General features: G+C 33.6%; 12 protein-coding genes. 4 read left to right on the top strand and 8 right to left on the bottom strand.

What is annotated here, in order from left to right; translation table 11 throughout:
* Nucleotides 1-5: 5 nt before the first annotated feature.
* Nucleotides 6-920, bottom strand: coding sequence for a glutaminase (locus H4O20_RS02565; protein WP_139854779.1), 915 nt, complete (start codon nucleotides 918-920; stop codon nucleotides 6-8).
* Nucleotides 920-2002 carry a glycine cleavage system aminomethyltransferase GcvT gene (gene gcvT / locus H4O20_RS02570; protein ID WP_139854778.1) on the bottom strand — a complete coding sequence of 361 codons (1083 nt, stop codon included), beginning with the start codon at nucleotides 2000-2002 and terminating at the stop codon, nucleotides 920-922. The genes H4O20_RS02565 and gcvT overlap by 1 nt, the downstream gene beginning before the upstream one ends.
* 221 nt (nucleotides 2003-2223) lie before the next feature.
* Between gcvT and H4O20_RS02575 the strand changes: the two genes are divergently transcribed.
* Both H4O20_RS02575 and H4O20_RS02580 read left to right on the top strand, forming a co-directional pair.
* Nucleotides 2224-3585 carry an NAD-dependent succinate-semialdehyde dehydrogenase gene (locus tag H4O20_RS02575; protein WP_185098191.1) on the top strand — a complete coding sequence of 454 codons (1362 nt, stop codon included), beginning with the start codon at nucleotides 2224-2226 and terminating at the stop codon, nucleotides 3583-3585.
* Nucleotides 3586-3645: 60 nt separating this feature from the next.
* Nucleotides 3646-4035: an acyl-CoA thioesterase gene (locus tag H4O20_RS02580; RefSeq protein WP_139854776.1), complete on the top strand. Its 390-nt coding sequence runs from the start codon at nucleotides 3646-3648 to the stop codon at nucleotides 4033-4035.
* Nucleotides 4036-4130: 95 nt separating this feature from the next.
* On the opposite strand, the gene fumC is transcribed toward H4O20_RS02580, so the two are convergent.
* Entirely contained in the window at nucleotides 4131-5516 is a 1386-nt protein-coding gene (gene fumC, locus H4O20_RS02585; RefSeq protein WP_139854775.1) for a class II fumarate hydratase, read from the bottom strand.
* 251 nt (nucleotides 5517-5767) lie between these two features.
* On the opposite strand from fumC, the gene H4O20_RS02590 reads away from it, so the two are divergent.
* Nucleotides 5768-5941: a hypothetical protein gene (locus tag H4O20_RS02590; RefSeq protein WP_165148063.1), complete on the top strand. Its 174-nt coding sequence runs from the start codon at nucleotides 5768-5770 to the stop codon at nucleotides 5939-5941.
* Between the two features lie 194 nt (nucleotides 5942-6135).
* Here H4O20_RS02590 and H4O20_RS02595 read toward each other — a convergent pair whose 3' ends face one another.
* The 5 genes from H4O20_RS02595 to H4O20_RS02615 all read right to left on the bottom strand — a co-directional run bounded on the left by H4O20_RS02595 (nucleotide 6136) and on the right by H4O20_RS02615 (nucleotide 10681).
* Nucleotides 6136-8634 carry an outer membrane beta-barrel family protein gene (locus H4O20_RS02595; RefSeq protein WP_139854774.1) on the bottom strand — a complete coding sequence of 833 codons (2499 nt, stop codon included), beginning with the start codon at nucleotides 8632-8634 and terminating at the stop codon, nucleotides 6136-6138.
* 117 nt (nucleotides 8635-8751) lie between these two features.
* Nucleotides 8752-9093, bottom strand: a complete 342-nt coding sequence (gene arsC / locus H4O20_RS02600; protein WP_139854773.1) for an arsenate reductase (glutaredoxin) — start codon at nucleotides 9091-9093, stop codon at nucleotides 8752-8754.
* A gap of 65 nt (nucleotides 9094-9158) precedes the next feature.
* A complete protein-coding gene (locus H4O20_RS02605; RefSeq protein WP_139854772.1) occupies nucleotides 9159-9644 on the bottom strand; it encodes a hypothetical protein in 486 nt (161 codons plus the stop codon).
* Between the two features lie 138 nt (nucleotides 9645-9782).
* Nucleotides 9783-10142, bottom strand: a complete 360-nt coding sequence (locus H4O20_RS02610) for a plastocyanin/azurin family copper-binding protein (RefSeq protein WP_185098192.1) — start codon at nucleotides 10140-10142, stop codon at nucleotides 9783-9785.
* Nucleotides 10139-10681: a DUF4142 domain-containing protein gene (locus H4O20_RS02615; RefSeq protein ID WP_185098193.1), complete on the bottom strand. Its 543-nt coding sequence runs from the start codon at nucleotides 10679-10681 to the stop codon at nucleotides 10139-10141. The genes H4O20_RS02610 and H4O20_RS02615 overlap by 4 nt, the downstream gene beginning before the upstream one ends.
* A 241-nt stretch (nucleotides 10682-10922) precedes the next feature.
* Between H4O20_RS02615 and H4O20_RS02620 the strand changes: the two genes are divergently transcribed.
* The gene (locus H4O20_RS02620; protein WP_185098194.1) at nucleotides 10923-11648 is read left to right on the top strand and encodes a hypothetical protein; all 726 of its coding nucleotides are present in this window, start codon (nucleotides 10923-10925) and stop codon (nucleotides 11646-11648) included.
* Nucleotides 11649-11657 lie beyond the last annotated feature (9 nt).

Genomic DNA, 11657 nt, shown 5'->3' on the forward strand with positions numbered 1-11657 from the left:
TCTTTTTAAAATATAGAAAGCTTTGTTTTTGTGGTAAACTGCTCTAATGCCTGCATTCCTAAATATGAATTTCCTTGTGGGTTTAAGGCTGGTGCCCAGGTTGCGATTGTAAAACAATGGGGTAGAAGTGCCACTATTCCGCCACCAACGCCACTTTTTCCTGGCAATCCAACTTCAAAGGCAAATTCGCCTGCTTCATCATAAAAACCGCAGGTTAACATAATTGCATTAATTCGTTTTACCTGACTAGGAGTTAAGTGTAGTACGTTTTTTAAACACTTTCCTCTATTGGCATAAACGAAAAAAGCGTTTGTAAGTTGTTTGCAATTCATCATTATTGAACATTGATGAAAATAGAAATCTAATACATCATCAACATCATTTTCAAGGTTTCCAAAGGACTTTAAAAGGTTGGCAGCTGCAAAATTATTGAAACCTGTTTCTCTTTCAGACTCTGCAACTTTTTCATTATAGCTAATGGAATCGTCGTGAGCTAATTCGCGAACAAAGTTTAAAAAATCTTCTTTTGGGTTTTTTAAATTTGAAAGCAAAATGTCTGCCACTACAATCGCCCCCGAATTGATTAAAGGATTTCGAGGAATTCCATTTTCAAGTTCCAAAAGAGAAAGATGATTAAATGGATTCCCCGAAGGTTCTACATCAACACGAGTAAGAATTTTATTTCCAACTAGCTGAAATGCTTTTGATAAAGAGAATACTTTAGAAATACTTTGAATTGAAAATTTTTCCAAAGCATCGCCAACAGCATAGTCTTCTCCCGTAATTAACTGTAGGTGAATTCCTAGCTTGTCTTTTGGAATCTTAGCCAATTCTGGGATATAGCTAGCTACCTCACCAGTATCTTTAGTTTTTTTAAGTGATGAATATATTTCTTCTAAAATTGCTTGATAATCCAACATTAACCTTTGTAAAACGGAGTTTTAACAACTTTTGCTGCAACTGGTTTATTTCTAATTTGAATGAATATTTCAGATTCTGGAGCACTGTTTTCTACAGTTACATATCCCAATCCAATCGCTTTATTTAACGAAGGTGCCATTGTTCCACTAGTAACGCTACCGATGATGTTTCCATCTTTATCGGCAATTTCATACCCTTGTCTAGGAACTCCACGGTCTATTAATTCAAAACCAATAAGTTTGTTTTTTACACCTTCTTCTTTTTCTTTTTTCAGATTGTCAGAATTGATAAAGTCTTTAGTGAATTTTGTAATCCATCCCAATCCAGCTTCTAATGGAGAAGTTGTTTCATCTATATCATTTCCGTATAAGCAGAAGCCCATTTCTAATCTAAGTGTATCACGGGCAGCCAAACCAATTGGTTTGATACCGTACTCTTTTCCAGCTTCAAAAACTTTATTCCAAATCTGTTCAACCTCACTGTTTTTACAGTAAATTTCGAATCCACCACTTCCAGTATAACCAGTAGCACTGATAATTACGTGCTCAATTCCAGCAAAATCAGAAACTTTGAAGTTGTAAAATTTAATAGCGCTCAAATCTTCTGAAGTTAACGATTGCATGGCTTCAATTGCTTTCGGCCCTTGAATAGCTAAAAGTGAATAATCATCAGAGATATTTCTCATTTCGGCACCCATAGTGTTGTGTTTTTCTATCCAAGCCCAATCTTTGTCGATATTAGATGCATTTACTACAAGTAAATATTCTTCGTCTTTAATTTTGTAAATAATTAAATCGTCAACTATACCTCCTTCTTCATTTGGAAAGTAGCAGTATTGTGCTTTTCCATCTTCAAGTTTAGTAGCGTCGTTACTGCTTATTTTTTGAATTAAATCCAAGGCTTTTGGACCTGTAATTAAAAATTCGCCCATATGCGAAACATCAAATACACCCACTCCATTTCGCACAGTTTCGTGCTCAGCTTTTACTCCTTCGTATGAAACAGGCATATTATAACCTGCAAATGGCACCATCTTAGCGCCTAATTGTTCGTGTATGTGTGTAAGTGCAGTGTTTTTCATTTTAAAAATGTTTTTATTTCTTTATCCTAAGGCATAGCTTTAGATAGAGATATTGATAAATTTTTTAATATTATTCTTAATAATTGATTTTTCACAAATGTATTATAATAGGCGCAAAAGTAATGAAAGTTTGAATGCTTTATTTTCAATATTTTTCTCGTTAAAATAGTCTTAATCGCTTACTCATTCTCTATGTTTTCAATACTTTTAAAATAAAAACAATGACCGTTACTGTTTCCAAAAATCCATATAATGGAGATGAATTAAATTCCTATAAAAATCACAGCAAAAAGGAAGTTTCTGAAATAATAGACAAAGCGGATAAACGCTTTTATAGCTGGCGAGAAGTTCCATTTAATGAACGCCAAAAACTAATGCTTGCAGCGGCTGCAGAAATGAGGTCTAATAAGCGCGAATATGCTGAAATGCTGACTTTGGAAATGGGAAAACCTATTTCTCAAGCAGAAGCAGAGGTTGAAAAATGTGCATGGGTTTGCGAATATTACGCTGAGAATGCCGAAAATCAACTTCAAAATAAAGTAATTAAAACCGATGCCTATAAAAGTTATGTGAGCTATGAACCCTTAGGTGTAGTTCTTGCTGTAATGCCGTGGAATTATCCGTTTTGGCAAGTTTTCCGATTTGCCGCTCCTGCTCTTATGGCTGGAAATATCTGTGTTTTAAAACACGCTTCTAACGTATTTGGAAGTGCTTTGAATATTGAAAAGATATTTAAACGAGCTGGTTTTCCAGACAACTGTTTTACTACATTATTAATAGGAAGTGATGCCGTAGAAGAAATAATTGAAAATAAAAAAGTAAAAGCTGTTACGCTTACTGGAAGTGGGCCAGCAGGATCTTCGGTTGCATCCCTAGCAGGTAAGAACATTAAAAAAACAGTACTAGAATTAGGGGGTAGCAACGCATTAGTTGTAATGAAAGATTGTGATATTGAAAAGACTTTGGAAACTTGTGTTCAAGCACGTTTTCAAAATACCGGGCAGAGTTGTATAGCCGGAAAAAGATTGATTGTAGATGAATCTATTGCTGAAGAATTTGTTGAGAAACTAGTTGTTAAGGTTAGAGAATTAAAAAGTGGAGATCCTTTAGACCAAGAAACTTATATAGGAACTTTAGCTAGAGAGGACTTGGCGAAAGATATTGAGAAGCAAGTAAATGATTCTATTGAGTCTGGAGCGAAGCTTGTAGTAGGAGGTAAGCGACAAGGTGCGTATTTTGAACCAACTGTTTTGACAAATGTCACCGAAAATATGGCGGTATTTAAGGAAGAAACCTTTGGGCCTGCTTTGTCTGTTACTACATTTAAAACTATTGAAGAAGCGATTGATCTCTCTAATAATTCTCAATTTGGCTTAGGAGTTTCGCTATTTACTGAGAATATAGAAGATGCAGAGAAGATTATCCATAAATTTGATGAAGGTGCTGTTTTTATAAATGAATTAGTAAAAAGTGATCCGCGTTTACCTTTTGGTGGAATTAAAGAAAGTGGTTACGGACGAGAGCTAAGTGCCGATGGAATAAAAGAATTCGTAAATAGGAAAACAGTATATATCAAAAAATAAAAGCCTACTAGATTTGATTTGTAGGTTTATTTAAATAACCAACCTAAATTATATTAAAGAATGAATTTTCACACACGAAAATGGATTAAGCCAGAAGATTTAAATCCAAACGGGACCTTGTTTGGCGGTCGTTTACTAGAATGGATTGATGAAGAAGCGGCTTTATATGCAATTATACAATTAGAAAACCCGAGAACAGTAACCAAGTTTATGAGTGAAATAAACTTTGTGAGTTCTGCCAAAAAAGGTGATATCATTGAAATAGGGCTAGAGCCGAAATCTTTTGGAAGAACTTCATTAACGCTTGCCTGCGAGGTTCGAAACAAAATGAATCACGAAGTAATTATTAGTATTGAAAAAATTATAATGGTGAGTTTAGACGAAAACGGGGTGCCAACACCACACGGAAAAACACAAATTGAATTTGTTAAAGATAGACTAGCTAAATAAAACAATACTATTTCATAAATAGTTTAAGCCTAAAAACAAACCCCGCAAATAATGCGGGGTTTATTGTTTAAAACTTTGGGTGTTTGTATTGAATACTACACCATATCTTCTGGTCTTACCCACTGGTCGAACTCTTCAGCCGTGGTATAACCTAAGTTAACTGCTTCTTCTTTAAGAGTTGTTCCGTTTTTGTGAGCTGTATTAGCGATTTCTGCTGCTTTGTAGTAACCAATTTTTGTGTTCAAGGCTGTGACAAGCATTAAGCTGTTATTTAATTGTCTTTTAATAACTTCGTGGTTCGGTTCAATACCTTGTGCACAATTTACATCGAATGAAACACAAGCATCTCCAATAAGTTGAGCAGATTCTAAAAAGTTTGCAGCCATAACTGGTTTGAACACGTTAAGTTCAAATTGACCTTGCATACCACCAACGGCAATTGCCATATCGTTACCTATTACTTGAGAGCAAACCATTGTTAAAGCTTCACATTGTGTAGGGTTTACTTTTCCTGGCATAATAGAAGAACCTGGTTCGTTTGCAGGAATGTTGATTTCTCCAATTCCACTACGAGGTCCACTAGCAAGCATTCTAACGTCATTAGCTATTTTGTTTAATGAAACCGCCAATTGTTTTAATGCACCATGACTTTCTACAAATGCGTCGTGAGCCGCTAAAGCTTCAAATTTATTTTGAGCAGTAACAAAAGGTAAACCTGTAAAGTCAGCAATATATTTTGCAACTTTTACGTCGTATCCTTTTGGTGTGTTTAATCCAGTTCCAACAGCAGTACCTCCTAAAGCGAGTTCAGCTAAATGTGGAAGCGTGTTTTTTAGTGCTTTAATTCCGTGTGCTAATTGTGCTGCATATCCACCAAACTCTTGTCCAAGGGTAAGAGGAGTAGCATCCATAAAGTGAGTACGACCAATTTTTACAACATCTTTAAAGTCGTCTGCTTTTTTAGCAAGTGTCTTTTGAAGTTGCTCAACACCTGGAATTGTTGTTTCGATTAACTTTTTATAAGCCGCAATGTGCATTCCCGTTGGGAAAGTATCGTTTGATGATTGCGATTTGTTTACATCGTCATTTGGCTGAAGTGTTTTTTCTCCTTCACCAATCGTTTTACCTGCTAATTGGTGCGCGCGGTTTGCAATTACTTCATTAACGTTCATATTACTTTGCGTACCACTTCCTGTTTGCCAAATTACTAATGGAAACTGATCGTCGTGTTTTCCTGCTAAAATTTCATCACAAACTGTAGCAATAAGATCTCTTTTTTCTTCAGGAAGAACTCCAAGTTCGCAGTTAGTGTATGCTGCTGCCTTTTTAAGATATGCGAAGCCGTAGATTATCTCTAGAGGCATTGAAGCACGTGGGCCAATTTTAAAATTTTCGAATGAACGCTCTGTTTGTGCGCCCCAAAGTTTATCGGCAGGTACTTTTACCTCGCCCATAGTGTCTTTCTCTATTCTATACTGCATTGTAATAATGTTTATAATGAATTAATTATTATTTAAAATAGCAGAGTTACAACTAACTCCTTAAGTACTTGATTTTGAATTTATTTTAACCCTATCCAATAAGGGGGTTAAAACTGCCGCAAAGATAACGAAAAGCAAAAAGTTGGTCAACCCGCACAGCTGTTTATTTCCTGTGAATAAAACTAAAAGTTTTGTTGTTGTTTTAAAAAAAAACGTACTATCTTTGAACTTTCAATTAAAAATAATATACCATGTTTACTTTTGAGCAATTTTTAGGATTCATCGCTGTTATGACTGTAGTTACCATCGGATTTTGGTTGATGATTTTTTTGATGGGAATACTTCCTTATTGGATTGGTGGTGCACTTCAAGAGAATTTTAAAAATAAACGTGAAGAAAAGAAAAACAAACAATTAAATAAGTAGTTTTTCTATACAATATAATTAAAAGGGAGCTTTAAAATAGCTCCCTTTTTTTGTTCTACATATTAAAAGTGAATTAGATAACAATTAATTGAATAGTAGAATGCATATATTATAAGCTAATTAGAACTTACACCATATAAAAAGGGAACCAATTTGGTTCCCTTTTTTATTGTATTAGACTTGGAAGTTAGAGGTTATCCTTCAAACCCACCTTCGTCAAATCCACCGCCACTGCCTCCGTTAGGACGTTGACGTTGTTTCTTCTGGTTGAAGCGATAGGTGAAGGTTAAATTAACTTGTCTAGCTCTCCACTGAAATTCACTTTCACTAGTAAATGAGCTTGTAGTAGTTAAACTATTTCTTTTACGTGTGTTAAGTAAGTCACTAACATTTAAAGATAAAGTTCCATTGTCATTAATGATATCTTTACTAATAGCCATATCTACAGATAGGATTCCGTCGCTTTCTGTTTGAGAATTATTTCTTGGACCACGGTAGAAAGCATTTGTTTGCCATTCGATTTTCGCAGGTAATTTTACCTTACTGCTAAATCTTCCAAAATAACTAACATCTTCTGTTCCGTAATCTACACCGTTGAAAAATCCTTCAGACTTAAACATAAAGTAATTAAAGCTTCCGTTAAGTGTAAGCCACTTATTAGGGTTGTATAATAAACCTGCTTCAAAACCATATCTTTTGTTAGTAGAAAGGTTAATAGGAAGGGTACGGATAATTGGAATTCCATTACTTGTAGTTTCTCCAGTTTCTTCTTGAACTCTTTCAAAAGAATCTGTTTCGTGTTGGTAGTAAACAGAACTCGATAATGTTAGCTTTTTCCAGCTCTTTAAATATCCTAAATCGAATGCACTAGAGTAGGCAGGGTCTAGGTTAGGGTTTCCTTGGAATACGTTTGCTTCACTTGAACGAGAAGGGAAAGGATTGATAAACCAGTGTCTTGGACGGTTAATACGTCTGTTGTAACCAAGTGTAATATTTTCACGATCACCTAACTCGTAAGTTAAGTTTACTGTAGGGAAAAGCCCTGTGTAATCCTTGTCGAAGTTTAGGTTAATAGGTGAATTTGTATCAACATTTTCAGCATCTACACTACCTTTTAGTTGGGTGTTTTCAAGACGTAAACCTAATAGAAAAGAGAACTTTCCAAACTTGTTTCCGTACTGAGTGTAGAAAGCGTGTACATTTTCTTCGTAGTTGAAAATATTAGAAAGGCTATCATTTCTGTGATAAACACCAGAAATACCGTCTTCTTGTAATAAGGTGTAATCTGTGATTGTTTCTTCAAAACTTCCACGGTAACCCGCTTCAAATTGTGCATTTTCACCTATAGGTAATACATAATCCGCTTGTGCTAAGTATTCTCTATCTGTTCTTTTTTGAAGAATATTCTCAGAAGGAAGTGTAATAAATTCTGGGAATAAACGATCTTCAGTAATTAATGAATTTTCATCGTCCTTTCCGTAATCATACTGAAAATCGGCAGTTAGTTTATGTCCGTTGTCATTAAAGTTATTTACATAATTCAAAGAGAATTGATAGTTAGAATCGTCTTCTCCTTCGTATTCAATTCTTCTTATTTTCTCTTCAGTTTCATTGTTGTTTCTGTTAAGAGTGTTGTTGGTTGTAACATCATCTCCAGTTCCTTTTCTGTAGAATCCACTTGCAGTGATTGATGATTTGTCGTTAATAAAGTACTCTATACCTAGGTTGGTGTTAAAACCTTTACCCATCCTGTCGTAATCTCTGCGTTCAATAACTTGATCGAAAGTTGGGTCAACAGTTACAGGATTTCCATCACCATCAATAAAATTTCGTGAAAAATAATTATTATCGAAATGTGCTTTTCCTGGAGCTTTTCTGTAATAAACACCTGTAGTGTTAAAAATATTGAATTTGTTGGTTCTAATATTTATGTTCCCAGAGGCATTACTATTTGTAGGTACACCTATAGTAGTACTTATAGAACCATTAACACCTAACGTTTTTTCTTTTTTAAGAATGATGTTTAGAATACCTGCAGTTCCTTCTGCGTCATAACGAGCCGAAGGAGAAGTAATAACTTCAACTCTTTCAATAGCTTCAGCAGGTAATTGGCGTAAGGCATCGGTAGAGCCAAAACCAGCAATAGCAGAAGGCTTTCCATTTATAAGAATACGAACGTTTTCATTTCCTCTTAGTGCGATTGCTCCATCTACATCTACAGTTACAGATGGTACGTTGTTTAGTGCGTCACTCACTGAAGCACCTCCCGCAGTAAGATCTTTCCCGATATTGTATATTTTTTTGTCTAGCCTTATTTGTACCTCTGTTGTTTCGGCACGCACAACTACTTCGTCTAAACTTGCTGCGTCTAAATCAAGTTTTATTGTAGGAAGTGTGGTGTTTTTTGTAAAGTTTTGATTTTTTAATTCTTTAGTTTTATATGAAATAAATTCAAACCTCACTGTATAAACTCCAGTTGGAACATCAATTTTATAGTTTCCATCTAAATCGGTAATGCCACCTGTTACAGTTTTACCTTCTCTATTTATGAAAGAAACAGTAGAATATTCTAAAGGGTAGTTTGTACCTTCTTCAAGAATGGTTCCTTTGATTGTAACTTGTTTTTTTTCAGGGGACTGAGCTACTGCATTATAGCTAATAATTAAAAATAAAAAGGGCAATAAGTATTTCATGAGTAGAGTTAAAAAATTAACTCACGAAAATAGTATTGTTAGAATTGAATTCTGCTAATTTTCTGTTAATAATACCCGCTGAAAAGCCCGTTAATGTTAAACTATAGAGGACCTAGATTAAAGTAACTCTAGGATATTTTCTGGTGGTCTACCGATTACTGCTTTTGTACCTTTTACAGCTATAGGTCTTTCAATTAGTTTTGGATTTTTAATCATAGCATCAATAATCTGCTCGTCTGAAAGATCTTTGTCTTTAAAATTTTCTTTCCATTCCTTTTCTTGAGTGCGCACAAGTTCAATTGGTTTAATACCTAGCAATTCTATAATTTGTTTTAACTCCTGTTTTGAAGGTATGTCTTCAAGATATTTTACAACATTAATGGTTTCCCCTTTTTCTTCAAGAAGTTGCAATGCTTGTCTAGATTTACTGCATCGTGGGTTGTGATATAGAGTGGTCATTTTTTCTTTAGGATTTAATATTTTAATGTTTTGTAAAAATAATAGAAATAAAAGTTCAAATTGAATTAAAAATCTGAGTTTAGTAGCTCTTCTATTTCCATTTCATAATCATACTGCAAGTCTTCGTGAAGGGTAGATACTTTTTTCTGTATGTATTCAATTTGTCTATTATAAAGATTGATAAGTGTTGTATTTCGTTTAATAGAGGGTTTAAAATCTTTTAGTTTATGACAAAAATAAAGCAATAATTCAACCTCAGTTTCTTTGTTCTGAGAATAGCGAATAAACTTTTTAATCTCTCTTAGGATTTTCCGAACGCTTTTTTTAATAAAATAGAAGGTTTTAGTGTTTATACTCTCAAAATCTTCATCTATCTTGGTTTTTATACTTCTTATAAAAGCTTCTTCATTAGCAGATTCAAATAATAAATAAGTGAGTAGCTCTTTATTTTCTTTTTTAAACTTAGAAAGCCTAAGGCAAAGTTCTAGTAGTTCTTGAGTAGAACGATGATTAAGTTCGGTTTTGATTTCCTTTAGGCTGGCTGCTTTCATAATAAAGTTTGCAGTAAAGGTACATTGGATTTGGAGAAATTAAAACTCCTTAAGATTTTAAACATTTTTAAAATAAAGAAACTTATTGCGGAATAAGGAAACAATTTCAACCATGAGCTTCTTTTGAACTAAGGAGTGCTATTTCTTAATACTTACCGAACCTTTCATTACAATATGTATACTGCAGAAATAATCAAAATTAGTGGTAATCTTTTTTGAAAAAGAATCTCCTTTATTCAATGTTTTAGAAGCCCATTTCTTATTGATTTCTGTTACGTCGTGAGGAACGATGTCTTTATTAACCCATTCTATTATATCACCTTTTTTTACTTGTATTTTTTCTGGGACAAATTTCATCTGATAAATATTAACTACATGCCTTGTAGGTGTGTTTGAATTAGATTCAGTAGTACTTAAGCTAGAAAACAATAGAAAAATCATCGTTGTTCCTAAAACTAATACAGTTTTTCTTAGCGAAAAGATTTTAAGAGCTTTCATTTTTTAAGAATTTTACTTTGGGCCATTTTAGCATGATGATAATGTGTTTCCAAGATTGGAACAGTAGTTTTAAGTAATGCCTTTAGCTCTGTGTTTTGAGATTGAGGAATCAACAATGTATTTACAGCATCAATCACTGTTTTGTGATATGCCACTTCATTATTTATGTATGCTTCGTCAAAAGCTTTTCCTTTTACCGACTTTAATTTTTTAGTGGTTTCATCGGCTTGGTTTAACAAGGACTTACTTACAGGATTGTCTTTAGGATTAACGCCAAGTTTAGTAACAAGTTCTACAGCAAGATCTATAATTGCTTGGTGATCGTTAATCATGGTATTTGCAAATTCACGTACGGCTGCATCTTTTGATTTGGCAATAGCAAGTTTTGCATAATCGATGTCGATTTGGTTAGCTACAACCGCAACATTTGCAATTTCGGCATCATTTAATTGTGGAGTTTCTTGGGCATAAATGCTAATAGAAGTAATGAAGGTAAATACTATTATAGCAAGTGTCTTAATAATCGATAGTGTTTTCATAGTGTCTGATTTTAGATTTAACCTTTAATTGTTAGTATTGGTTTGATGCCATTAAAACTTTTAGGTTACATTAATTCCAGATTATTTATAATTATCGTTTGATGATACTTTATTAGTGGTCAAGGGTTTATAGAAATATCCCCATTAATCTTAATTGGGTTTTACGATTATCTTAAAATTTGAGTGAGAGTATAGTTTTTTTGTTAATTTTAAAGTGAATTTATAAGTCATATATCCAATTTTGAAAATAACAATTACAGTTACTTCTATTCTTTTATTTACAACTCATTTTATACATGCTCAAACGGTTGCAGAAGGTAAAGTTTATGAAACCTATGATAATATTATTGGTGTAGAAAACACTGGATTATTTAACGGGACAGAATTTACCGACCTCTTCTTAAATACTAATGGAACTTATAGATACTTTAAAGGTTATGATTATGTAAGAGGAGCGGTAAGCTATAATGGCGAGTTTTACAGCAATGTATTGTTGAAATACGATTTGTTAGAGGATAATCTTATTACTCATTCTGAAGGTAAACTAAGTGTTTTCAATGTAAAACTTTTCCCAGATTTTGTCACATCCTTTTCAATTTACAACCGGAATTTTGTGAAGTTAGTAGATATAAACCTACCGTTACCTGGAAATGGTTTTTTTGAAGAGGCTTATCTCGGAAACCAGTTCAAGCTTTACATTAAACACAGTAAAAGGAAAAAAGATAAGGCATTAAATCGTGGAGTTCAGTATCAATTTTCTATAAACAATTATTACCTGTTAAAGGTAGATGGAAACTACATGGTAATAAATTCGATTAAAGACTTGCGAAGAGCCTTGCCGGAAAGAGAGGATGATATCCGAAAATATTATAAAAGTTATAAAAAACTCTATAAGTCTAACCCCGATAATTTTATGATTAAACTTATAACACATATAGAAGGACTCTCAAAACCCTCTAAAATTTAAATATTGAAG

Source organism: Aequorivita sp. 609 (assembly GCF_014212065.1).
GTDB classification, from domain to species: domain Bacteria; phylum Bacteroidota; class Bacteroidia; order Flavobacteriales; family Flavobacteriaceae; genus Aequorivita; species Aequorivita sinensis.

What these genes read in the sequence shown, in the direction of transcription:
- H4O20_RS02590 (WP_165148063.1), top strand. Translation starts at nt 5,768, where the DNA reads ATGTTTACTTTTGAGCAATTTTTAGGATTCATCGCTGTTATGACTGTA.
- arsC (WP_139854773.1), bottom strand. Translation starts at nt 9,093, where the DNA reads ATGACCACTCTATATCACAACCCACGATGCAGTAAATCTAGACAAGCA.
- H4O20_RS02605 (WP_139854772.1), bottom strand. Translation starts at nt 9,644, where the DNA reads ATGAAAGCAGCCAGCCTAAAGGAAATCAAAACCGAACTTAATCATCGT.
- H4O20_RS02615 (WP_185098193.1), bottom strand. Translation starts at nt 10,681, where the DNA reads ATGAAAACACTATCGATTATTAAGACACTTGCTATAATAGTATTTACC.
- gcvT (WP_139854778.1), bottom strand. Translation starts at nt 2,002, where the DNA reads ATGAAAAACACTGCACTTACACACATACACGAACAATTAGGCGCTAAG.
- fumC (WP_139854775.1), bottom strand. Translation starts at nt 5,516, where the DNA reads ATGCAGTATAGAATAGAGAAAGACACTATGGGCGAGGTAAAAGTACCT.
- H4O20_RS02610 (WP_185098192.1), bottom strand. Translation starts at nt 10,142, where the DNA reads ATGAAAGCTCTTAAAATCTTTTCGCTAAGAAAAACTGTATTAGTTTTA.
- H4O20_RS02565 (WP_139854779.1), bottom strand. Translation starts at nt 920, where the DNA reads ATGTTGGATTATCAAGCAATTTTAGAAGAAATATATTCATCACTTAAA.
- H4O20_RS02580 (WP_139854776.1), top strand. Translation starts at nt 3,646, where the DNA reads ATGAATTTTCACACACGAAAATGGATTAAGCCAGAAGATTTAAATCCA.
- H4O20_RS02595 (WP_139854774.1), bottom strand. Translation starts at nt 8,634, where the DNA reads ATGAAATACTTATTGCCCTTTTTATTTTTAATTATTAGCTATAATGCA.
- H4O20_RS02575 (WP_185098191.1), top strand. Translation starts at nt 2,224, where the DNA reads ATGACCGTTACTGTTTCCAAAAATCCATATAATGGAGATGAATTAAAT.